The sequence below is a fragment of the Amycolatopsis sp. NPDC104775 genome (assembly GCF_055583325.1).
Window position 1 is genome coordinate 27,199 of sequence record NZ_JBVJOE010000006.1, and the last position, 23,310, is coordinate 50,508.

18 protein-coding genes are annotated in these 23,310 nt (G+C 69.2%); 13 read left to right on the forward strand and 5 right to left on the reverse strand.

Features of this window, described 5'->3' with window-relative positions:
• Positions 1-512: 512 nt before the first annotated feature.
• Positions 513-2,492, forward strand: a complete 1,980-nt coding sequence (locus ACZ63D_RS26295) for a S53 family peptidase (protein ID WP_465357029.1) — start codon at positions 513-515, stop codon at positions 2,490-2,492.
• A gap of 52 nt (positions 2,493-2,544) precedes the next feature.
• Here the strand turns inward: ACZ63D_RS26295 and ACZ63D_RS26300 are convergent, their stop codons facing one another.
• Positions 2,545-3,765, reverse strand: a complete 1,221-nt coding sequence (locus ACZ63D_RS26300) for an MFS transporter (RefSeq protein WP_465357030.1) — start codon at positions 3,763-3,765, stop codon at positions 2,545-2,547.
• A gap of 102 nt (positions 3,766-3,867) precedes the next feature.
• Between ACZ63D_RS26300 and ACZ63D_RS26305 the strand changes: the two genes are divergently transcribed.
• From ACZ63D_RS26305 to ACZ63D_RS26345, 9 genes are all read left to right on the forward strand, one after another.
• Positions 3,868-5,241 carry a purine-cytosine permease family protein gene (locus ACZ63D_RS26305; protein ID WP_465357031.1) on the forward strand — a complete coding sequence of 458 codons (1,374 nt, stop codon included), beginning with the start codon at positions 3,868-3,870 and terminating at the stop codon, positions 5,239-5,241.
• Between the two features lie 43 nt (positions 5,242-5,284).
• Complete coding sequence (locus tag ACZ63D_RS26310) at positions 5,285-5,959, forward strand: SDR family NAD(P)-dependent oxidoreductase (RefSeq protein ID WP_465357032.1); 675 nt, start codon at positions 5,285-5,287, stop codon at positions 5,957-5,959.
• Positions 5,956-6,981 (forward strand): S-adenosylmethionine:tRNA ribosyltransferase-isomerase, encoded by a 1,026-nt coding sequence (locus ACZ63D_RS26315; protein WP_465357033.1) that lies wholly within the window; start codon positions 5,956-5,958, stop codon positions 6,979-6,981. Before ACZ63D_RS26310 ends, ACZ63D_RS26315 begins: the two co-directional genes overlap by 4 nt.
• Positions 6,982-7,094: 113 nt before the next feature.
• On the forward strand, positions 7,095-8,150 hold the full coding sequence (locus ACZ63D_RS26320) for an ABC transporter substrate-binding protein (RefSeq protein WP_465357034.1): 1,056 nt from the start codon (positions 7,095-7,097) through the stop codon (positions 8,148-8,150).
• 25 nt (positions 8,151-8,175) lie between these two features.
• Positions 8,176-8,952: an ABC transporter ATP-binding protein gene (locus tag ACZ63D_RS26325; RefSeq protein ID WP_465357035.1), complete on the forward strand. Its 777-nt coding sequence runs from the start codon at positions 8,176-8,178 to the stop codon at positions 8,950-8,952.
• Entirely contained in the window at positions 8,939-9,823 is an 885-nt protein-coding gene (locus tag ACZ63D_RS26330; RefSeq protein ID WP_465357036.1) for an ABC transporter permease, read from the forward strand. The genes ACZ63D_RS26325 and ACZ63D_RS26330 overlap by 14 nt, the downstream gene beginning before the upstream one ends.
• Before the next feature lie 46 nt (positions 9,824-9,869).
• Positions 9,870-10,862: a YdcF family protein gene (locus tag ACZ63D_RS26335; RefSeq protein WP_465357037.1), complete on the forward strand. Its 993-nt coding sequence runs from the start codon at positions 9,870-9,872 to the stop codon at positions 10,860-10,862.
• A 58-nt stretch (positions 10,863-10,920) separates the two neighbouring features.
• Positions 10,921-11,313, forward strand: coding sequence for a hypothetical protein (locus tag ACZ63D_RS26340; RefSeq protein WP_465357038.1), 393 nt, complete (start codon positions 10,921-10,923; stop codon positions 11,311-11,313).
• A gap of 41 nt (positions 11,314-11,354) precedes the next feature.
• Complete coding sequence (locus ACZ63D_RS26345; RefSeq protein WP_465357039.1) at positions 11,355-11,636, forward strand: hypothetical protein; 282 nt, start codon at positions 11,355-11,357, stop codon at positions 11,634-11,636.
• Positions 11,637-11,699: 63 nt separating this feature from the next.
• Here ACZ63D_RS26345 and ACZ63D_RS26350 read toward each other — a convergent pair whose 3' ends face one another.
• On the reverse strand, positions 11,700-13,232 hold the full coding sequence (locus ACZ63D_RS26350) for a DEAD/DEAH box helicase (protein WP_465357040.1): 1,533 nt from the start codon (positions 13,230-13,232) through the stop codon (positions 11,700-11,702).
• Positions 13,233-13,509: 277 nt separating this feature from the next.
• Between ACZ63D_RS26350 and ACZ63D_RS26355 the strand changes: the two genes are divergently transcribed.
• Together ACZ63D_RS26355 and ACZ63D_RS26360 are read left to right on the forward strand one after the other, a co-directional pair.
• Positions 13,510-14,838 carry a serine hydrolase domain-containing protein gene (locus ACZ63D_RS26355; RefSeq protein ID WP_465357041.1) on the forward strand — a complete coding sequence of 443 codons (1,329 nt, stop codon included), beginning with the start codon at positions 13,510-13,512 and terminating at the stop codon, positions 14,836-14,838.
• Between the two features lie 12 nt (positions 14,839-14,850).
• The gene (locus ACZ63D_RS26360) at positions 14,851-16,578 is read left to right on the forward strand and encodes an acyl-CoA dehydrogenase (protein ID WP_465357042.1); all 1,728 of its coding nucleotides are present in this window, start codon (positions 14,851-14,853) and stop codon (positions 16,576-16,578) included.
• A 52-nt stretch (positions 16,579-16,630) separates the two neighbouring features.
• Here the strand turns inward: ACZ63D_RS26360 and ACZ63D_RS26365 are convergent, their stop codons facing one another.
• On the reverse strand, positions 16,631-19,000 hold the full coding sequence (locus ACZ63D_RS26365) for a Tex family protein (protein WP_465357043.1): 2,370 nt from the start codon (positions 18,998-19,000) through the stop codon (positions 16,631-16,633).
• A 167-nt stretch (positions 19,001-19,167) separates the two neighbouring features.
• Here ACZ63D_RS26365 and ACZ63D_RS26370 point away from each other — a divergent pair, with 167 nt between their 5' ends.
• Entirely contained in the window at positions 19,168-20,685 is a 1,518-nt protein-coding gene (locus ACZ63D_RS26370) for a chitinase (protein WP_465357044.1), read from the forward strand.
• Here the strand turns inward: ACZ63D_RS26370 and ACZ63D_RS26375 are convergent.
• Together ACZ63D_RS26375 and ACZ63D_RS26380 are read right to left on the reverse strand one after the other, a co-directional pair.
• A complete protein-coding gene (locus tag ACZ63D_RS26375) occupies positions 20,657-22,132 on the reverse strand; it encodes a flavin-containing monooxygenase (protein ID WP_465357045.1) in 1,476 nt (491 codons plus the stop codon). The two genes, ACZ63D_RS26370 and ACZ63D_RS26375, sit on opposite strands and share 29 nt — an antisense overlap.
• A gap of 77 nt (positions 22,133-22,209) precedes the next feature.
• Positions 22,210-23,301: a winged helix DNA-binding domain-containing protein gene (locus ACZ63D_RS26380; RefSeq protein WP_465357046.1), complete on the reverse strand. Its 1,092-nt coding sequence runs from the start codon at positions 23,299-23,301 to the stop codon at positions 22,210-22,212.
• Between the last annotated feature and the right edge of the window lie 9 nt (positions 23,302-23,310).

Genomic DNA, 23,310 nt, shown 5'->3' on the forward strand with positions numbered 1-23,310 from the left:
GCACCCAGAATCACGAGTGGCCGAACGGTGTGGGGGTGTTGGCGAAGGCGGGAAAGATGCCTTGACAAGCACCCCCGAACCGCAGGGAGGCTTCGTATCGGGGTGCGGGGGAGGGTGTGGGTGCCTCGATCGTTGGGTGTGGGTGCGGATGTCTGTGAGGGGAACCCGGGGGAATCTGATCTCTCGGGGTTCTCCTCGCGGGCATGGCGGGGTGGGTGAGTTTTGTGGTGCGGGTCTGGATTGTGCGACCTTCGTAGGTGGTGTTGCGGGGCGTCTAGTGCTGTGCGGGGAGGGGTGGGAAACGGGCGTTTCGCTGATTTCGGCACATTCCGCTGTGGACAGTGTGGATGAAACGGACTTTGGCGCGGGGTGTCCTTTGTGCGCGAAAGCGGGGGGCAGATAACGGTTCCGCACCGCTGGGCCGGACGCTTCCCCGGCGGGTGGTGGCGGACCTAGTCTCGTTCCGGCGGCAGGCGGGGGGTCGAGGGGCCGCGCAACACGAGGGAGTTGCTGTGCGTAGAAGCGTCACCATGTTTCTTTCGCTGGCGGTGGTGGGCGGCTTGGCCGCTTCGCCTGCCGTGGCGTCGGCTCAGGGGCGGGCGGACATTCCGCAATCGCATCCGGTGTGGGCCAAACCGCAGTCCAAGGTGGCCGATGCGGCTGGTTCGTCCACTATGGACTTTCGGGTTTACTTGAACCTCAAGGACCAGGGCGCGGCGGAGGCTGCCGCGCAGTCGGTGTCCGATCCGAACAGCCGCTCGTACCGGCATTACCTGTCGCCGGATCAGGTGCGGGACCAGTTCGCGGCTACCGACCAGACGGTCTCGGCGGTCAAGAATTGGCTGTCCGCAAGCGGGTTCAGCATTGGCGAGGTGCCGTCCAACCGGGCGTATGTCGAGGCGACCGGCACTGCCGACCAGGTGCAGCGCGCGTTCGCCGTGACCCTGGGCAAGTACCAGGTCAAGGGGCAGACGCTCCGGGCGGCGGACAAGGACCTGTCGGTCCCGGCCGCGCTGGCGAACGACGTGCTCGGCGTCGTTGGCGTCGACCAGGCGACGAATCTCTTCAAGCCGGACCACACCGACGGTGCGGACGCCTCGGCGAAGAAGCAGTCCCGTGCGCAGGGCAGCCCGTCGACCGCGCCGCCCAGCAACGGGTTCCGCAATTCGGGTCCGTGCAGTGCTTACTACGGCGAGAAGACCGACACGACCGACCCGGCGTACAACGGCAAGCAGCTTCCGTACGCGCCGTGCGGTTACACGCCCGCGCAGCTGCGTTCGGCGTACGGCCTGGACCAGGTCGCGAAGTTCGGTGCGGACGGGCGCGGCACCACGATCGCCATCGTGGACGCGTTCGCTTCGCCGACGATCTACGCCGACGCCGCCGAGTACGCCAAGCGCAACGACCCGGCGCACCCGCTGACCCAAAAGCAGTTCAAACAGCACATTTTCCCGGCGAACCCGGTGCTCGAAGGGCCGGACCAGTGTGACGCTTCCGGCTGGTACGGCGAGGAAACCCTGGACGTCGAGGCCGCGCACGGGCTCGCGCCGGGCGCGGACATCCTGTACGTCGGCGGGCAGGACTGCGAAGACCTGTCTCTCGACACCGCGCTGAACTACGTCGTCGCGGGCCACAAGGCCGACATCATTTCCAACTCCTATGGCGACACCGGCGAGGACATCCCGGCCTCCGAGGTCAAGGTGTTCAACCAGATCTCCATGCAGGCGGTGCTCGAAGGCATCGGCGTGTACTTCTCCTCGGGCGACAACGGCGACGAGGTCGCCCGCCTTGGCACGCCTTCGCCGGACTTCTCCGCTTCGGCTCCGTGGGTGACCGCGGTCGGCGGGACGTCGCTGGCGGTCGGCCAGGACGGCAAGCGGATCTTCGAAACCGGCTGGGAGACCGGCAAGTCGACGCTGACCAACGGCGTCTACACCCCGGCGTTCCCGGGCGCGTTCAACGGCGGCGCGGGCGGCGGCACGAGCCGGCTGTTCGGCCAGCCCTTCTACCAGAAGGGAATCGTGCCGGACGCGCTGTCCACGAAGAACCAGACCGGCGGCGCGAAGGGCCGCGTGGTCCCGGACATCTCCGCGGTCGCCGACCCGAACACCGGGTTCCTCGTGGGCCAGACGCAGACCTTCCCGGACGGCGTCTACTACGACCAGTACCGGATCGGCGGCACGAGCCTGGCGTCGCCGGTGTTCGCGGGCGTGATGGCGGTGGCCGACAGCCTCGACCACTTCCACCACGGATTCATCAACCCGGTGCTGTACCAGCTGACGTCGCGCACGTCGGCGATCCACGACGTGCAGCACGTCGACGGAGCGGTGCAACGCGTGGACTTCGCCAACGGGGTCGACGCGTCGGCCGGGCTGAAAACCTCGGCCCGGGTGCTCGACTACCCGAACCTGACGATCCACACGACCAAGGGCTACGACGACGTGACGGGCCTCGGCTCGCCGAACGGAGTGGCGTTCCTGTTGCTGGTGTGACCGAGGGGTGAAGGAAGGGCCTGCCGGGATCTCCTGGCAGGCCCTTCTCACGTCAGGGCACGCGGACCGGCGGATGCCGCAGCGCGCGGACGGTGCGGGAGCGCAGCGGGTACAGCGTGGTGACGACCAGGACGATCGCTCCGGCGAGGAGCACCTGCGGCGCGCCGAACGCGGACCCGAGCGGTCCGGCCAGGAGCTCGCCGACCGGAATGCCCGCGTAGGAACCGAAATCGTCGAACGCCGCCATCCTGGACAGCAGATGCCCTGGGATGTTCTCCTGCAACGTCGTGTCCCAGGCGACGCCCATGACGCCCGCGCAGAATCCGGCGACGAACGTCGAGCCCGCCAGCAGGGCGAAACCCGCGTGCAGGCCGAGTGCGACCAGCGGCAGCGCGGTCAGCGCGGCACTCGCCAGTCCTAACGGCAACAGCCGTCGCGGCGCGAGCCGGTACATCACCAGTCCGGACAGCAACGCGCCCACCGCGCGCATGCTCAGTGCCGCGCCCCATCCGGCCGCGCCGATGGTGTCCTGCGCGATGCCGGGGCCGAGCACCAGCCAGCCGCCCGTGAAGACGATGTTGTAGAGGGTGAACGCGGTGACCACTCGCCACAGCCAGCCGATCCGCCAGAACTCCCGCCAGCCGGTTCGCACACTGTGCAAGACGCTGTGCTGCTCGGAGTTTTTCGCCGGGGGCAGCGTGACCGTCTGGTACAGCAGGGCGGCGAGCACGAACGACACTCCGTCCGCCGCGATCGCCCAGCCGCCGCCGACCGTGCCGACCAGCACTCCCGCCACGGCGGGACCGCCGATCTTGGTGAGGTTCTTGCTGGTCGCCAGCAGCGAGTTCGCCTGGCGCAGCGACTCGGCCGGGACGATCTGGGGCACGATCCCGCGCAGCGCCGGAGTGGTGAACGCGGTGCAGATCCCGCCGGCGAACTCGGTCACGGAGAGGGCGGCCAGCGAGTAGTGGCCGGTGAGCAGGATGGCCGCGGCGACCAGTTGCGCCGCGCCCGCGCCGAGGTTCGACAGCCGCAGCACGCGGTTGCGCGGGAACCGGTCGCCGACCGCGCCGCCGACGAGCAGGAACGCCAGCATCGGAACGATTCCGGCGGCGAGCACGACGCCGAGGTCGGTCGGGCTGTGGCTGCTTCCCAGCACCGCGAACGACAGGGCGACCGGGGTCATCGCGCTGCCCAGCAGCGAAACCAGTCGTCCGGTGTAGAAAACGGCGAACGCGCGACGGCGCAGAGGCGTGCGTGGTCCTTCCCCCATTGAGGCGATCTTGCCGAGAACGGGTCGGGAACGCCACAGAGTATTGGCGCGGCGGGGGAGTCCGGTTCAGACTCACGGGTCAGCCGGGAGAAAGGGCACGAAATGAGCGGGATCGACGCCGAGGTGTTCGGCGGCCGGATGCCGTCCGGGGCCGGGGATTTCGCGATCGAAACGCACGGAATCACCCCGATCCCGCACGCGAACCGGTTCGGGCGGCCGTGGCGGCTCGCGGGAGTGTGGTTCGCGCCGAACCTCACCATGACCGCCGTGTTCACCGGCACCCTCGGCGCGACGCTCGGGCTCGGTTTCACCACCGGGTTCGTCATCGCGCTGATCGGCACCGTGGTCGGTTCGCTGCCGGTCGCGTGGCTGTCGACCTGGGGCCCGCGCACCGGAACCGGCCAGCTGCCGCTCGCCCGGCTGGCGTTCGGCCGCGGCGTCGTGCTGCCCGGCCTGGTGCAATGGCTCGGCTCGATCGCGTGGGACGCGCTGGTCGGGCTGTTCGGCGGCGAAGCGCTGGCGCAGCTGACCGGGCTGCCGTTCTGGGCCGCGGTCCTCGTGGTGTTGGTGCTGCAATGCACGCTCGGGGTGTTCGGCTACGCGGTGATCCACCGGGTCCAGGCTGTGATGAGCGTGGTGCTGGTTGTCGCATTTGTCGCGCTCGCCGTAAAGGTGGTGCTTGACCACCCGATCACGTTCGCCGATTCCGCGACCGGCGGCGATTTCGGCGGTGCGGTCGTGCTGTTTTCCACCATTACGCTCAGCCTCGCTATTTCGTGGGCTCCTTACGCGTCCGATTTCAGCCGTTATCTGCCCGCTGCGACCCGGCCGAGCGGCGTCTTCTGGTTCACCCTGCTCGGTCTGACCGCGTCGTACGCGATCGGCGAGGGCATCGGTCTCGCACTCGGCACGGCGTTGGGCGACCAGACCGCCGCCGGGGTGTCGACGCTGCTCGGCGGCGGGGTGCTGGGCGCGGTGGCGTTGCTGGTGATCGCGCTGGCCGCGGTGTCGTCCAACGCGATGAACGACTACAGCGGCTCGCTCGCGCTGCAGACTGTCGGCGTGCGGGTGCGCCGTCCGGTGTCGGCGGTGGTCGTGACGGTGCTGGCGTTCGCGTTGATCCTCTGGATGCACAGCGGCGATCTGGCGGCGAAGTTCCAGAACGTCCTTCTGGTGGTGAGTTACTGGATCCCGCCGTTCCTCGGGGTCGTGGTGCCGGATTGGCTGCGCCGCACGCGTGGTGGCCGGGAGATCGATGTGCTCGCCGAACTGCGGCGTCCGGTGCGTAGCTGGGCCGCGCTGGTCGCGTTCGTGGTGGGCTTCGCGGCGGCGGTGCCGTTCATGAACACGACTGTCTACACCGGACCGGTCGCCGCCGCGCTGCACGGAGCGGATCTGGCTTACTACGCCGGGTTCGTCGTTTCGCTGCTGGCGTATCTGCTGCTGCGCGGCCGCCGCCCGGTTGACCTCCAGTAAGGTAGAGGTCGCACGCTGGTAGGTGCCTACTTCTGGAGGGACCATGCCAGTAGCTGTTGTCACCGGCGCTTCCGCCGGTCTTGGCCGGGCGCTCGCCTCGGCTCTCGTCCGTCGCGAATGGACGGTGCTGGGCACCGGACGCGACCCGGGGACGTTGCGCGCCGCCGCGGCGGAGTCCGGGTTCACCCCGGTGCCCGGCGACGTCACCGATCCCGCGCACCGCGCCCAGCTCGCCGAAGCCGCCGGGCCCCGGCTCGACCTGCTCGTCAACAACGCCAGCACGCTCGGCGTCAGTCCGCTGCCGCCGCTGGCCGAGTATCCGCCGGACGAGCTGGAAACTGTCTTCCGCACCAACGTTTTCGCTCCGCTCGCACTCGCCCGGTTGCTGTTGCCCGCGCTCGCCGCGGCGAAGGGCATGCTGGTGAACATCAGCTCCGACGCCGCCGTGGAGGCGTACGAAGGCTGGGGTGGTTACGGTTCGGCGAAAGCCGCGCTGGACCACGTGAGTGCGGTGCTGGGCGTCGAAAACCCAGACCTCGCGGTGTATGCCGTCGATCCCGGGGACCTGCGCACGGCCATGCACCAGGCGGCTTTCCCCGGCGAGGACATCTCGGACCGGCCGCTGCCGGAGACCGCGGTACCGGCGTTTCTGCGGCTGCTGGCGGAACGTCCGCCGAGCGGCCGGTTCAAGGCCGCCGATCTGCTGGTGCAGTCATGACCGCCCCGCGCACCCGGTTCGACCTGGCCGAAGACCGGAGCGCGTCCGCGCCGCCCGAAGCGCGTGGGCTCGCTCGTGACGAGGTGCGGCTTCTCACGGCCGGTCCGGAAGGCGTGCAGCATGCCACTTTCCGGGACCTTCCTGAGTTCTTGCAGCCCGGAGATCTGTTGGTAATCAACACGTCTGGCACGCTGCCCGCCGCGGTCGACGCGGTGCGGGACGACAAGGTCATCACCGTCCACTTCTCGACCGAACTCGACGACGGCACGTGGGTGGTCGAACTTCGAGCCCCTGACGGCCCGCTTCTCGACGGCCGCGCGGGGGAGCGGCTCAGCCTGCCCGCCGGGGCTGGCATCACGCTGCGCGAGCCGCACGTCGCTGGTGCGCAACGGTTGTGGCGCGCGAAGATCGAAGTCGAAGGGGAGGTCCAGCGGTATCTCGCGAAGGTCGGGCGGCCGATTCGCTACGGCTATGTCCCGCGCGCGTGGCCATTGCCGAACTACCAGACCGTGTTCGCGCTCGATCCGGGTTCGGCGGAGATGCCGAGCGCGGCCCGGCCGTTCACTGCGGAGCTGGTCACGCGGCTGGTCTCGCGGGGCGTGCTGTTCGCGCCGATCTTGTTGCACACGGGCGTCTCGTCGCCGGAAGCCGGGGAACCGCCCTATGGTGAGCGATTTCGCGTTCCGGCGACGACTGCCGCCTTGGTCAATTGGGTGCGTGACCAGCGTGGACGCGTAATCGCAGTAGGGACAACGGCGGTACGCGCGATCGAATCGGCGGCGAATCCCGGCGGGCTCGTCACCGCGGCGGCGGGCTGGACCGAACTGGTGCTCGGCCCGGACCGGCCTGCTCGCGCGGTGGACGGTTTGGTCACCGGACTGCATCCGCCTGAGGCGTCTCACCTGCTGCTTCTCGAGGCGGTCGTCGGTCCCGAGCTGGTGCAGCGGGCTTACGACGCGGCGGTGCGCCGGGACTATCTGTGGCACGAGTTCGGAGACGTCTCGCTCCTGACAAGCAGGTGAGGCCCGCGCCTGTCAAGTAATCCCACACAATTTCCCGGGATGCGGATGCATATGCAGTCTCGCGGGTGAACGTGTCATTCTCCCCGCGTTCCGTTGACCGCGAAAGGGCCATTGTGCGTACATTTCCGCGAACCCGATTGCTCGCTTCCGCACTCGCCGCGCTGACGGCGCTCGGGGCGCTCGCCGGGTGTTCCCGCGCGGACCGCACCGAGGCCGCGACCAACCAGGGCGCCGCCGGGGAGGTGCGCGTCGGCTTCTTCCCGAACGTGACGCACACGCCCGCGCTGATCGGGGTCAAGAAGAACTTCTTCGCGCAGAACCTCGGCGGCACGAAGCTCACGACCCAGACGTTCAACGCCGGTCCGTCCGAAGTGAACGCGCTGCTCGGCGGTTCGCTCGACGTCGCGTTCATCGGCTCCGGACCGGCGATCAACGCCTTCACCAAGTCCAAGGGCGCGATCCAGCTCGTGGCCGGCGCGGTCACCGGCGGCGCGCAGCTGGTGGTGAAACCCGGGATCGCCTCGATCGACCAGCTCAAGGGCAAGACGATCGCGACGCCGCAGCTGGCCAACACCCAGGACGTCGCGCTCAAGAAGTTCCTCGCCGAAAAGCATCTGACCGGCCAGGTGAACGTGACCAACCTGGACAACCCGAAGACGCTCGACGCCTTCCGCAAGGGCGAGGTCGACGGCGGCTGGCTGCCCGAGCCGTGGTCGTCGCGGCTGGTGGCCGACGCGGGCGCGAAGGTGCTGGTCGACGAGAAATCGTTGTGGCCCGACGGCCGGTTCCCGAGCACCGTCGCGATCGTGCGCAGCGAATTCCTCAAGCAGCACCCGGACACCGTGCGCGCGCTGCTGAAAGGCGAGCTGGAGGCGATCGACTGGGCGAAGAAGAACCCGGCCGAGGCGAAGACCGTGGTCAACGGCGCGCTCAAGGAGCTGTCCGGCAGCTCGCTCAGCCCGGCCGTGCTCGACCGCGCCTTCGCGAACATCGAACTGACCACCGACCCGGTGCCCGCGCAGTTCCCGCAGCTGGCCAAGGACTCGGTGACCGCTGGTGTGGTCGACAAGGTGGTGGACCTCAAGGGGTTCGCCGACTTCGGCCCGCTCAACGAGGTCCTCAAGGCACAGCAGCTTCCCGCCGTCAACGCGCCCGAACTGGCCAAGTGACGTCCCGACCGGAAGGCGATCCGCGATGACCACCACCCTGGCGCGACCAGTGACCGCCGCCGTGCATCTCGACCGCGTGGGCAAGGTGTTCGGCTCCGCCAGCAGCGCGGTGACCGCGCTCGACGGGGTCGACCTCACCGTCGAGCCGGGAGAGTTCGTCTGCCTGCTCGGTGCGTCCGGCTGCGGGAAGAGCACGCTGCTGAACCTCGTCGCCGGTCTCGACCAGCCGTCCGCGGGCGAGATCACTCTCACCACTTCGCGGCCCGCGGTGATGTTCCAGGAGGCCGCGCTGATGCCGTGGCTGACCGCGTCCCGGAACGTGGAACTACCGCTGCGGCTCGCTGGCTTCGGCCGCGCCGAGCGTCGCGAGAAGGCCGCTGAACTGCTGGACCTGGTGCGGTTGAGCGACGCGGCGCGGAAGCGTCCGCACGAGCTGTCCGGCGGGATGCGGCAGCGGGTCGCGCTGGCCCGCGCGCTGGCCGCGACCCACCGCGTCGGCGGCGACGACGGCAACGCGTTGCTGCTCATGGACGAACCGTTCGCCGCGCTCGACGCGATCACCCGCGACGTGCTGCAGGGCGAGCTGCTGCGAGTGTGGCGGAGCACCGGTACGTCGGTGTTGTTCGTGACGCACGACGTGCGCGAGGCCGTCCGGCTTGGCCAGCGGGTGGTGCTGCTGTCGTCGCGTCCGGGCCGCGTGGTCCGCGAATGGGACGACGTGCAGTCCGCTGACGCTGAACTGCTGGCCGAGGAGATCACGGCCGATCTGCGAAAGGTGATCAGCACCCATGCCGCAGCCTGACCAGGCGGCCCCCGAACTCGACGAAGCCGTCGGCGCCGGCCTGGACCGGCTCGACACTCCCACCGGCGCGCGGCCGACGTCGCTGCGCCGTCGCTTCGTGCGCGGTTTCCTGCCGCCGCTCGGCGCGCTCGTGCTGCTGGTGGCCACTTGGCAGATCCTGTGGGCAGCCGCGTTCTGGCCGGAAACCTCGCTGCCCGCGCCGCTGGACGTCTGGGCCGAGTTCTGGGGCACGGTCACCGACGGTTCGGTGTTCGGCTTCATCTGGACCTCCGTGCACCGCGCCGCGCTCGGCTTCGCCGCCGGAGTCGTGATCGGCACGCCGCTGGGAATCCTGGTGGCGAAGGTCCGCGTGGTGCGCGCCGCGATCGGGCCGCTGCTGAGCGGATTGCAAAGCCTTCCGTCGGTGGCCTGGGTGCCCGCCGCGGTGATCTGGTTCGGCATCAACGACGCCGCGATCTACTTCGTCGTGCTGCTCGGCTCGGTCCCGTCGATCGCGAACGGCCTGGTGTCCGGCATCGACCAGATCCCGCCGATCCTGCCGCGCGTCGGCAAGGTGATGGGCGCCGGGCGGTTCGCCGCGGCCCGGCACATCCTGCTTCCTGCCGCGCTGCCCGGGTTTCTCGCCGGGCTCAAACAGGGCTGGGCGTTCTCGTGGCGTTCGCTGATGGCCGCGGAGCTGATCGCGCGCTCGCCGAGCCTCGGCGTCGGGCTGGGGACGTATTTGAACGACGGCTCGTCGTACAACTCGATGCCCAAGGTGATCGCCGCGATCTTCCTGATTTTGTTCGTCGGGGTGGCGATCGAGCTGATCGTGTTCCGCCCGCTCGAACGCTCGGTGCTGCGGGCGCGGGGCCTGACGGCGTCACTCTGAGTACCTGCTCGCGCGCCGCCCGGACGCGGCAGACAGAATGCCGACCATGACCTCCGGGCTGTTCGCGATCGCCTCTGTGCTCGTTTTCGTCGTACGGTTCGCGCGCGAGCCCCGGCGGGTCGGCAACGCGGTGTGGTTCCTGGTCGCGCTCGGGTTCACCGGACTGTGGCTGCTGTCGTTTTTCAACCACGTCGAATGGGCGCAGATCGCGATCATCGCGGCAGTGGTGCTCGTCGGCGGGCTCGGCGCCTTGGCACTGCCGTGGGCGCTGATCGCGAACGGCGTCGTGATGCTGCGGCGAGAAGGACGGCGGCTGGCGAATCTGCTGTCACTGCTGGCCGGACTGGGTTTGCTCGCCGTGTTCGCCCTCGCGGTGACTTCGCTGATCTTCGACGACCAGCCGTTGCTGCGGGTGACTGCGATGGCGGTGCTGTTAGTGACCGGTTACCTGGCGTTCCTGTTCACGGCGTTGCTGCTGTACTCGATCCTCTACAGCCGGGTCACCCGCCGCGCCCGCGCCGGCGCGGTGATCGTGCTGGGCTCGGGGCTGCTCGGCGACCGGGTGCCGCCGCTGCTGGCCAGCCGCCTCGACCGCGCGGTGCAGGTACAGGAGCGGTCGCCGGGAGCGTTGCTGGTCGTGTCCGGCGGACAGGGCGCGGACGAGCTGACGTCAGAGGCGGACGCGATGGCGCGGTACCTGATCGCGGCTGGCGTTCCTTCGGAGCAGATCGTGCTGGAGGACCGCGCTACGACGACCGGCGAGAACCTGCGGTTCAGCGTCGCTTTGCTTCAGCAGCGCGGGTTTTCCGGCCCGATCCTGGCCGTGACGAACAACTACCACGTGTTCCGCACGGCGGTGCTGGCGCGGCAGCTGGGGTTGCGGATCAACGTGATCGGGGCGCGGACGGCGTCGTATTTCGTGCCTAGCGCGTTCCTGCGGGAGTTCGTGGCGTTGCTGCTGGAGTACCGGAAGACGAACGGGGCCGCGTTGCTTTTCCTGGGAGTGGGGCCGTTTTTGCTGTTCTGGTCCTCGCGGTGATCAGGCGGTCGTCCTCGATCGTCGTACCGCACCGATATCCTGGCCTCGAGGAGGGGACATGATCTCGGCAACAAGAGGTTTGATTCAAAGGGATCTGATCGAGTACGGCGAGGATGCCGCGGCGGAGTGGGTCGTCTCGTGCACCGACGACGAGTTGCTCCGGCTGGGTTCCATCGCGTACTGGGTTTCGCTGAAGGGTCCGTCGACGCCGTCCGGCGCGGGAATGATGATCTGCAAGGCACTGGCGATCGGCGCGGTATGCGTGCACGAGGGGAAGCCGCGGAAGCTGGCGCGGGCCCGGCGGAGGAAGCTGCCGGAGTTGTCGGAGGAGGAGCGTCGCCGCATCCGTTCGGAGCCGTATCCGATGGCCGCGTCGTTCGAAATCCCGCGGGAGTACGGCATGACGGACGAAATCAGGGAGTTCTGGGCAGATCCGGGGCCCGCGCGGTGAAGGCGGCTTTGCAGGCGTCCAACGGCGTCCGGGTGGAAGGCGTGACCGAGGACAACGTCGTCGCGGTGCTGGAAGCCATGGCACGCGGCGGAAACGCGGTCGTCTCCAGCGACGCGGATCCGGATAACGTCTTCATTCAGGTGTGGCTTCGCGACAACGGCGTGTACCAGCTGGAGTACCGAGCAGGGAAGCCGACACTGCACTACCAGACGCTCACTGTCTCGCGAGACAAAGTAGCCGCCGCCTTCGCCGGATGGCTTGCCGACGACGGCTCGTGGACAGAAGCCTTCCAGTGGAAGGACATCGGCGACTGGTTCGGCTGACTTCCCGCCGCGCACCAAAGCGGGCCGGGGACAAGCTCGTCCCCGGCCCGCTTGGAGCACTGCTCAGGCCTCCGACTGCCGCCGTCCGGCCGAGCCGTTGCGGCGGTTGCGGGGCGGCTGGCCGGAGCCGCGACGGTCGGCGCCGGACGCACGACGGCCGGTGCCCTCCGCGCCTCGGCGACCGGCTCCCGAACCGCGGCGCTGGTCCTCCCGGCGGGCCTGACCTGGCTGCCGCTCCGAAGAACGAGTCTCGCCGCCCTGCCGAGGCGTGCCCCGGCCGCCGGAACGGCGGGGCTGCGAACCGGATCGGGCGCCCAGGCCGCCGCGGTTTTCCGAAGGCGCGCCCCGACGTCGGCCGGTACCCGGAGCGGCACCGGAAGCGGTCACCGTCTTGGGACGGTTGTCCACCACCGGACGCTGCGGCGAAGCGGTGAACGAACGGTCGCCGGGGGCCAGTTCGGCCAGCAGCGGGTGCGAGGGCGAGATCCGCGTGGTGGTCGGCGAGATGCCCGCCTTCCGGGTCAGCGCGCGGACGTCCGAGACCTGCTCGTCGGTCATCAGGGTCACCACGGTGCCCGAGGCGCCTGCCCGCGCGGTGCGGCCGGAGCGGTGCAGGTACGCCTTGTGCTCGACCGGCGGGTCGGCGTGGATCACCAGCGTGACGTCGTCCACGTGGATGCCCCGGGCCGCGATGTCGGTAGCCACCAGGGTTTTCGCGGTGCCGGAGGAGAACGCTTCCAGGTTGCGCGTGCGCGCGTTCTGGCCGAGGTTGCCGTGCAGTTCCACCGCCGGGACGCCGCTCGCGACGAGCTTGCGGGTGAGTGCCTTCGCGCGGTGCTTCGTGCGGGTGAAGACCAGGGTGCGGCCCGGGGCCGCGGTCAGGTCGACCAGGACGGGCAGGCGGTGCGTTTCCTCGAGGTGCAGCACGTGGTGCGTCATCGTCGAGACCGGCGACTGCGCCGAGTCGACGCTGTGCAGCATCGGGTCGTTCATGAAGCGCTTCGCGAGCACGTCGATGCCGTTGTCGAGCGTCGCGGAGAACAGCAGGCGCTGGCCGCGCTCGGGGGTCGCCGCCATGATGCGCCGGACCTCGGGCAGGAAGCCCAGGTCGGCCATGTGGTCGGCCTCGTCGAGCACGGTGATCTCGATTTTGTCCAGCTTCGCCTCGCCGGAACGCATGTGGTCGGCGAGCCGGCCGGGGCAGGCGACGACGATGTCGACGCCGTCGCGCAGGCGGGTGATCTGCGGGTTCGCGCTCACGCCGCCGAAAATCGTGGTGGCCTTGAGGCCCAGCGGACGCGCCAGGGGCACGATCGCGGCCTCGATCTGGGTGGCCAGCTCGCGCGTCGGGGCGAGGATCAGCGCCCGGGGCCTGCCGGGGCGGCGCCGCGTCGGGCCCGCGGCGAGGCGGGCCAGCACGGGCAGCACGAAGCCGTAGGTCTTGCCGGAGCCGGTGCGGCCGCGGCCGAGCACGTCGCGGCCGGCGAGCGTGTGCGGGAGCGTGGCGGCCTGGATCGGGAACGGCTCGGTGACGCCCTGCGCGGCGAGGGCGTCGACAAGAGTCTTGGGCAGGCCGAGTTCAGTGAAAGTCGTCATGATGGGTGCGGACGCGAAAGCGTCCCGTATCTCCGTACGTAGCGCGGTTGTCCTGCCCGGCGCGGCCTCGGGCGGCTGCGGCGCGTGGTCGTCGACAACAGTGAAACGCGGTCCGAGGCAGAACTGAGCGGACCGCATCCCTGACTATACCGCCCCAAGATCCAGCGGGCTACGTGATATCGCCCGCAGGCCGCCATGCCCGAACCGACGAAGCGGGTGCGCGAGGTTCGTTCGTTTCCACCATCGCCGCCGCGCCCGCGGGCGCCAGGCTGGCCGCATGAGCGCAGACGAACTCCGGGGACTGCTGGGCGAATGGGCGCGAGAGGCGGGGGTTCCCGGCGTCTCGATCGGAATTGTGTACCAGGGCAAGGAAACCCTGCTTACCGCGGGAGTGTCCAGTGTGGACACCGGAACGCCGGTGGACGACGACACCCTGTTCATGATCGGCTCCACGAGCAAGACTTTCGCCGCCGCCGCGGTGCTCGTGCTGGTCGAGGACGGAGTGCTCGACCTCGACCAGCCGGTGGCCGAATACCTCCCGGACCTGCGGCTCTCCGACCCGCTCGCGACCAAGACGGTGACACTGCGCCACCTACTCACCCACTCGTCCGGCTTTCTCGGCGACATCGAGGTCGACACCGGCTGGGGCGACGACGCGCTCGCCCGTGCCGTGCGGCAGTTCGACGAGCTGCCGCAGGTGTTCCCGGTCGGCGAGGTGTTCTCCTACTGCAACGCCGGATTCCTGCTGGCCGGCCGTGTCGCCGAAGCGGTGTCCGGCGGCACCTACGAGGACCTGGTCCGCACTCGGCTGCTGGAGCCGCTCGGCATGACCGATTCGCACTTCCAGCCCTGGGAGGTGCTGACCCGGCGGCACGCGGTGGGGCACGCGCTGCGCGAGGACGGCCCGGCGGTCGCGCACACCATCGGCCTCGCCCGGGCCGACGCTCCGGCCGGAGGTCTCTGGTCGACTGCTCGTGACCAGCTGAAATGGGCTCGCTTCCAGCTGACCGGCGGGGAGGTGCTGAGCGACGAGACCCGCCGTCTCATGCACGCCGCGCAGCGCAAGGGCGCGCTGCCGATGGAGGAGGTCGGGCTGTCCTGGCTGCGGCTGAGCCACGGAGACGCGCAGCTGGTGCGGCACGGCGGGAACGTCAGCAACCTGCAGTTGTCGGAGTTCGTCATGGTGCCGGGCGAGGACTTCGCGGTCACCGTGCTCACCAACAGCGCGGGCGGCGGCGCGCTCGGCCCGCGGGTCGTCGACTGGTGTCTGGAAAACGTGGCTGGCCTGCCCAAACTGGACGGTCGCCCGCCCCGGGCGATCGACCCGGGCGACTGCCCTGGACGGTATCGGACGGGTTCGCTGATCTTCGAGGTCACCGAACGGGACGGCTCGCTCTGGGCGCAGATGGTCCTCGACACCGAGGATCCGGACATCCTTTCCGCCCCGCCGTTCGAGGTCGTCTTCGTCGCCGAAGACGTGCTCGCCCGCGCCTCGGACACCCGCAGGCCCAGCGCGCGTTTCCGGCGCGACGGCCACGGCCGGGTGGACGCGGTGGAGTTCGGCGGCCGCACCGCGCTAAAGTTACCGGGCAGTAATATCGGCTGACCTGGAGATGCGATGAGCGAAACGGCGACAGCGCTGCTGAACCCGCGCGAGTACGACGCCCGGAAGTTCGACCCGGAGACCCGGCGGCTGCTGCGGGCGACGATCGACTGGTTCGAAGCGCGCGGCAAACGCCGTCTCGCGCAGGCGTATCACGACCGCGAGTTCTACGCCGACTTCCTGGAGTTCGCGGGCAAGGAAGGCCTGTTCGCCACGTTCCTCACCCCGGCCGCGGATTCGGCGGGGAACCCGGACAAGCGCTGGGACACCAGCCGGATCGCCGCCTTGGCGGAAATCCTCGGCTTCTATGGCCTCAACTATTGGTACCCGTTCCAGGTCACCGTCCTCGGCCTCGGCCCGGTGTGGCAGAGCGGGAACGCGGCCGCCCGCAAGCGCGCCGCGGAAGCTCTGGCCGAGGGCGGCGTCGGCGCGTTCGGACTGTCCGAAAAGGAGCACGGCGCGGACATCTACTCGTCCGACCTCGTGCTCACCCCGGACGGCGAGGGCGGCTACCGGGCGAACGGGTCGAAGTACTACATCGGCAACGGGAACTGCGCGCGCACGGTTTCGGTGTTCGGCCGGATCGACGGCGTCGAAGGACCCGAGCAGTACGTGTTCTTCTACGCCGATTCCGAGCACCCGAACTACCACGTCGTGAAGAACATCGTGCCGTCGCAGATGTATGTCGCGGAGTTCCGGCTCGAGGACTACCCGGTGCGTGCCGAGGACATCCTGCACACTGGGCCGGAGGCGTTCAGCGCCGCGCTGAACACGGTCAACATCGGCAAGTTCAACCTGTGCTTCGGCGGCATCGGGATGGCGACGCATTCGCTGTACGAGGCCATCACGCACGCGCAGAACCGGATCCTGTACGGCAACCCGGTCACCGATTTCCCGCACGTGCGGCGCGAGTTCGTCGAAGCCTACGCGCGGCTGACCGGGATGAAGCTGTTCTCCGACCGCGCGATCGACTACTTCCGCTCGGCGAACCAGCAGGACCGCCGCTACCTGCTGTACAACCCGATCACCAAGATGAAGGTCACCACCGAGGCGCAGAAGGTGATCGGACTGGTCGCGGATGTCGTGGCGGCCAAGGGTTTCGAGGCCGACACGTACCTCGCGATGGCCAAGAACGACATCGACGGCCTGCCCAAGCTGGAGGGCACGGTCGCGGTGAACCTGGCGCTGATCGCGAAGTTCATGCCCGCGTACCTGTTCGCGCCGCAGGAATACCCGGCGGTGCCGACCCGCGACGACGCTTCCGACGACGATTTCCTGTTCCGCCAGGGCCCGGCGCGCGGATTGTCGAAGATCCGGTTCCACGACTGGAAACCGGCGTACGAGAACGCGAAGCACCTGCCGAACGTCGCCCGGTTCACCGAACAGGCCACCGTGCTGGTGCGCCTGCTCTCCGAGGCGACGCCGGACGAGGCGCAGCAGAAGGACCTGGACTTCGGGCTCGCGCTGACCGAGCTGTTCACGCTCGTCGTGTACGGCCAGCTGATCCTGGAGCAAGCTGAGCTGACCGGTGTGTCAGACGATGTGCTAGACCAGCTGTTCGCTGTGCTTGTGCAGGATTTCAGCGTCGCGGCGGTCGAGCTGCACGGGAAGTCGAGCTCCACGGAGAAGCAGCAGGAGCTGGCTTTGGCCGGGCTGAGGAAGCCCGTGGTGGACGCCGACCGGTTCGATCGCGTGTGGACGATCGTGCGCGAGCTTTCCGGCGCCTACGAGATGAACCCCTGATATCCGCGAAAAACGGCCTCCCGAACAGTTCGGGAGGCCGTTTTTCGTTGCCTTACTTGCCGAATCCGGCCCGCCGGAGAGCGTCCGCCATCGCGCCGCCGCCTCCGGAGTCACGACGGTCCCGGCCGCCGCCACCACGCTGCTGCGGCTGGTTCCGGCGCTGACCGCCGCCACCCTGTCCGCCGCCCTGGCCGCGATCCCGGCCGCCGCCGCGGTTGTTGCCCGCGCCGGGCTCGTCGTCGAGCCGCAGCGTCAGCGAGATCCGCTTGCGCGGCACGTCGACCTCGAGCACCTTCACCTTCACGATGTCGCCCGGCTTCACGACGTCGCGCGGGTCCTTCACGAAGTTCTTCGACAGCGCCGAAACGTGCGCGAGGCCGTCCTGGTGGACGCCGACGTCGATGAACGCGCCGAACGCGGCCACGTTCGTCACCACGCCCTCCAGGCGCATGCCCGGCTTGAGGTCGCCGATCTTCTCGACGCCCTCGGCGAAGGTCGCGGTCTTGAACGCCGGACGCGGGTCGCGGCCCGGCTTCTCCAGTTCGGCCAGGATGTCGGTGACCGTCGGGAGCCCGAAGGTCTCGTCGACGAACTCGGCGGGCTTCAACGACTGCAGGGTCCGGGCATTGCCGATCAGCTCGCGGATTCCGGTCCCGGTGCGGTCGAGGATCCGCCGCACCACCGGGTACGCCTCCGGGTGCACCGAGGACGCGTCGAGCGGGTCGTCGCCGTCCGGGATGCGGAGGAAGCCCGCGCACTGCTCGAACGCCTTCGGGCCGAGCCGCGGGACCTCCTTGAGCGCGGTGCGGCTGCGGAACGGGCCGTTGCTGTCGCGGTGCGCCACGATGTTCTCCGCGAGCGACGTCGTGATGCCCGAAACCCGCGTCAGCAGTGGGGCGGAAGCCGTGTTCACGTCCACGCCGACCGCGTTCACGCAGTCTTCGACCACCGCGTCCAGCGAACGCGACAGCGACACCTCGGACAGGTCGTGCTGGTACTGGCCGACGCCGATCGACTTCGGGTCGATCTTCACCAGTTCGGCCAGCGGGTCCTGCAGCCGCCGCGCGATCGAGACCGCGCCGCGCAGCGAGACGTCCATGCCGGGCAGTTCCTGCGAGGCGAACGCCGAAGCCGAGTACACCGACGCGCCCGCCTCGGACACCACGGCCTTGGTGAGCTTGAGCTCCGGGTGCTTCTTGATCAGTTCGATCGCCAGCTTGTCGGTCTCGCGCGAGGCGGTGCCGTTGCCGATCGAGATCAGGTCGACGTTGTGCTTCTTGGCCAGCGCCGCCAGTTCGGCGATCGACTGGTCCCATTTGTTCGCCGGCTGGTGCGGGTAGATCACGTGGGTGTCGACGACCTTGCCGGTCGCGTCGACCACGGCCACCTTCACGCCGGTGCGGAAGCCCGGGTCGAGGCCCATCGTCGCGCGGGTGCCCGCCGGGGCGGCCAGCAGCAGGTCGCGCAGGTTGGCCGCGAACACGCGCACGGCGTCGTCCTCGGCCGACTGGCGCAGCCGCATCCGCAGGTCGATGCCCAGGTGCAGGAGGATCTTCGTGCGCCAGGCCCAGCGCACGGTGTCGCCGAGCCACTTGTCCGCCGGGCGGTCCTGCTGGCTGATCCCGAACCGGGCGGCGATGCGCTGCTCGTACTCGGTGGGCCCGACGCGCGGCGGGGCGTCCTCGGCGACCGGCTCGGAAGGCTCCATCGTGAGGTCGAGGATTTCTTCCTTCTCGCCGCGCAGCATCGCGAGGATCCGGTGCGAGGGGAGCTTGGTGTAGGGCTCGGAGAAGTCGAAGTAGTCGGAGAACTTGGCCCCGTCGGTCTCCTTGCCGGCGCGGACCTTCGACGACAGGTGGCCCTCGGCCCACATCTTCTCGCGCAGTTCGCCGATCAGGTCGGCGTCCTCGGCGAAGCGTTCGACCAGGATGGCGCGCGCGCCGTCGAGGGCGGCCTGGGCGTCCGCGACGCCCTTGTCCGCGTCGACGAACACCGCGGCGGCCGCCTGCGGGTCCTTCGTCGGGTCGTTCAGCAGGCCGTCGGCCAGCGGCTCCAGACCGGCTTCGCGGGCGATCTGCGCCTTCGTCCGCCGCTTCGGCTTGTAGGGCAGGTAGATGTCCTCCAACCGCGACTTGGTGTCCGCGGCGAGGATCTGCGCCTCAAGCGCCTCGTCCAGCTTGCCCTGGCTCCGGATGGACTCCAGGACCGCGGCGCGGCGCTCGTCCAGCTCGCGCAGGTAGCGCAGCCGCTCTTCGAGCGTGCGCAGTTGCGCGTCGTCCAGCTCTCCGGTGACTTCCTTGCGGTACCGGGCGATGAACGGCACCGTGGACCCCTCGTCGAGGAGGGTCACGGCGGCCTTGACCTGCCCTTCGCGCACCCCCAGCTCTTCGGCGATCCGCTGCTCGACCGACTGCACGCTCAAAACCAGGCTCCTGCTTCGTCTCGGGTTGCTCCGAGCCTGCATTGTGCCGCTGCCCGCCCGGCCCGCCGCGCATGGCCCGCCGAAGCACCTCCGGAAGTTCCTTGACATCCGTATTGGTCTAGTCCATTTTGAGGTGACCTGGCTCACTGTCGTGCGGAGGTCTGCCCGTGTCCCCACACCCGTCCCCCCGGCGGCTGCCTGCCCTGGTGTCCCTGCTGGCCTCGGTCGCGCTCGCGCTCGGTGTCACGCTCGCCCTCGGCACCGGCAGCGCGTCGGCCGCGAACATCCTCGCCAATCCCGGCTTCGAGAGCGGCTCGCTCTCCGGCTGGACCTGCACCGGAACCGCGTCCGTCGTCTCGACCCAGGCGCACGACGGCAGCCACTCGCTGAGCGCGGCGCCCTCGGGCTCCGACACCGGACAGTGCTCCCAGCAGGTCACCGTGCAGCCCAACACCGCGTACAAGCTGTCCGCGTGGGTCCAGGGCAGCTACGTCTACCTCGGCGTTTCCGGTTCCGCCACGCAGAACACCTGGACGCCCGGCGCGACCGGCTGGCAGCAGCTCAGCCTGAGCTTCACCACCGGCTCGTCCACGAGCCTCACGGTGTACCTGCACGGCTGGTACGGCCAGCCCGCCTACCTCGCCGACGACGTCAACCTCGACGGCCCGGGCACCCCGCCCACGACGTCCACGAAGCCCACGACGCCGACGACCCCGACCACACCGACGACTCCCACCACTCCGACCACGCCGCCGACGACGACCACCACGACCAGCACGCCGCCGCACAACGGCGACCTGCCGAAGCACATCCTCACCGGCTACTGGCAGAACTTCGACAACGGCGCGAAGACGCTCAAGCTCGCGGACGTGCCCACGACGTACAACGTCATCGCGATCGCCTTCGCCGACGCCACCACCACGCCCGGCGCGGTGAGCTTCACGCTCGACCCGGCCCTGTCGTCGAAGCTCGGCGGCTACACCGACGCGCAGTTCCGCGCGGACGTCAAGACCGTGCAGGCGCGCGGCCAGAAGGTGATCATCTCGGTCGGCGGCGAGAAGGGCACGATCAGCGTCGGCGACAGCCAGTCGGCGAGCAACTTCGCCAGCTCGGTGAAGCAGCTGATCTCCACCTACGGTTTCGACGGCGTCGACATCGACCTGGAGAACGGCATCAACGCCACCTACATGGGCCAGGCGCTGCGCAGCATCCACGACGGCGGCGGCTCGGTGATCACCATGGCGCCGCAGACGATCGACATGCAGTCCACCCAGGGCGGCTACTTCCAGCTGGCGCTCAACATCAAGGACATCCTCACCGTCGTCAACATGCAGTACTACAACTCGGGCGCGATGAACGGCTGCAACGGGAACGTCTACTCCCAGGGCACCGTCGACTTCCTCACCGCGCTCTCGTGCATCCAGCTGCAGGGCGGCCTGCGAGCCGACCAGGTCGCGTTCGGGCTGCCGTCCTCGGGCTCGGCGGCGGGCGGCGGGTACCAGTCGCCGTCGAACGTGGTGTCGGCGATGAACTGCATGGCCAAGGGCACCGGCTGCGCTTCGTTCAAGCCGCCGGCGACGTATCCGGAGTTCCGCGGCGCGATGACCTGGTCCATCAACTGGGACGCGTCGAACGGCTACTCCTTCGCCAACACGGTCAGCGCGGGCTTGAAGAACCTCCCCTGATCGAACGCACCAGGTAGTCGGCCGGGTCGAGTGCCCTGGTCCGGCGGTCGTATTCGGTGACCAGCCCGGGCCAGTTGGTGCTCACCCGGCCGTTTTCCTGCCGGTACCAGCTGGTGCACCCGCTCCAGACGCTGTGCGAGAGCCGCGCTTGCACCTCGCGGTCGTAGCGGTCCTCGACCTCGGCGCGCACCTCAAGCGACGCCACGCCCGGCCGCGCGAGGTGCTCGACGGCCTGCCGGAGGTAGCGGGCTTGCCGCTCGATCATGTAGATGATCGACCCCGCGCCGAGGTTGGTGTTGGGGCCGTAGACGCAGAACATGTTCGGGAATCCCGGCACCGTCAGGCCGAGGTACGCCCGCGCGCCGCCGCGCCACGCGTCCTCCAGCGAGCGGCCGTCGCGGCCGAACACCTTCATCGGGCCGAGGAATTCCGTCGCTTTGAAGCCGGTGCCGTAGATCAGCACGTCCGCTTCGTGCTCCACGCCGTCCGCGGTGCGCACGCCGCGCGGGGTGATTTCCGTGATCGACGAGGTTTCGACCGAGACGTTCGGCTGGGCGAGCGCGGGCAGGTAGTCGTTGGTGAACAGGATTCGCTTGCAGCCCAACGGATAGTCCGGCGTGACCTTGCGACGCAGCGTGCGGTCTTTGAGATGGCGGCGGCGCAGCTGAGCGGTGCGCAGCTCGAAGATCTTGGTCAGGATCGGGTGTCGCGTCATGCCGTAGGTCGCGTACTCGGCGAGCAGGAAGATTCGCGCGCGGCCGAAGAGCTGGGTCTTTGGCAGGCGGCGGAAGAGCCGCTTCTGCCAGGTTTTGTAGCGGCCGTCGTTCTTGGCCATGATGTACGGCGGCGTCCGCTGGAAGACGGTGACGTGCGCGGCTTCCTTGCGGATCTCCGGCACGAACTGGATCGCGCTCGCGCCGGTGCCGATCACCGCGATCCGCTTGCCCGCCAACGGAACGTCGTGATTCCACTCCGCGGAGTGGAAGGCCGCGCCGGCGAAGCTCTCGCGGCCCGGGATCGACGGCCAGGCCGGCCGCGACAACTGGCCGACGGCGGGCACGAAGACGTCGGCCTCGAACGTTTCGCCCTGCGCGGTCTCGACCCGCCAGCGGCCGTTGTCGTAGGTCGCGGACGTGACCTCGCGGCCGTATCGGATGTGCGGTTCGATGCCGTACTTCGCGATCACTCGCTTGAGATAGGCGTGGATGTCCGGTTGCATCGCGTACCGCTTCGGCCAGTCCGGGTTGGGCTCGAAGGAGAACGAGTACAACGGCGACGGGATGTCGCAGGCCGCGCCGGGGTAGGTGTTTTCGCGCCACACGCCGCCCGGTTCGGCCGCCCGCTCCAGGATCGTGATGTTCGGGAAACCGGCGCGCTTCACCTCGATCGCGGCGCCGATTCCGCCGAATCCAGTGCCCACTATCAGCACCGACGGGGTGTCGTCCATAGGCCGAAGCTACGCAGGCGGCCGCGGGTGCGGAAGGCACGAACGGCCACTCGATCGAGAATTCCGGCCAGCGGGCGCTACTGCTCGCCCAGAAGGACCTCGTGCGTTTTGCCCGGCTCGGCCCACGCGAGCAGTTTCCGCCCGGCGCTCTCCAGCGCGGCGGTGTCCCGCTTCGCAAGACGCTCGAATGGTGTGAGGACCAGTGTCGCCGACTCGCGCGTGGTCGTGGTCTCCCAGATCCCGCGGACCCGGCCGTCGACCAGCAAAGTGCCTTTGACCAGGCCGTTGATGGTGATCACGCGTTTGCGGTGCTCGTCGCTGATCATCCGGGTGCGGTCGGCGTAGGACAGCAGAGTCTGGTCGAACGGGCCCAGCAGCCGCGGCGGGGCGGGCGTGTCCTCGTCCGGCAGCGTGGCGTCCGGCAGGTCATAGAGCGTGCGGCCTTCGGGATCGAGATAGGTGCGCAGATCCATCTCCTCGACCACCTCGCCGAGCTTCGTGACGCCCGCCCACGTCTGCACGTCGGCCACCGTCGCCGGACCGAACGCGGCGAGATAGCGGCGGACCAGCTCGGCCGCGGACGGTTCGGGCGGTTTGACACCGTCGAGCCAGTGGTCCGCGACCTGGTATGTCGGCTGCCCGGCCTTGCCCCACACGCCGCGCGGCGGGATCTGTACGAGCGGCAGGAGGTTGCGGACCAGGAACATCAGCGACGCGGCCGGGGTCTCCGGATAGTGCTCGGCCAGCGCTTTGCCGAGCCGATCACTCGAATACGGCCGTTCGCGCAGCAGTTCTCGGGTCGTCTTCGCCACGGCGTCGTGATCGAGCTTGGACAGCGGTTCCCGGTGCTGGTTGGCCGCGGTCAGGGCGCGGTCCATGACGATCTGCACCAGCGGCCGCCACGCGAGCGCGTCGGCGGCGGGGACGAGGTGCACCGTGCCGCGCATCAAGACCATCCGCACCACGCTGCGGTCGAGCAGCAGGCGCGCGAGATCGTCCGGCTGGAACTCCGCCAACCGGCACCACAGCGCGTAATACGGCGGGAACGGCGCTTGGGCTTGCAGGCCGGCGAGGTGCTCGACGGCGTCGAGCACCGGCATCTTGGCGGGGTTGAGAAGCAGCTGCCGGTCGAGGGTCGCGCGGTTGAGGACGCGGTGGGAAACGTGCACGGCGGGAGC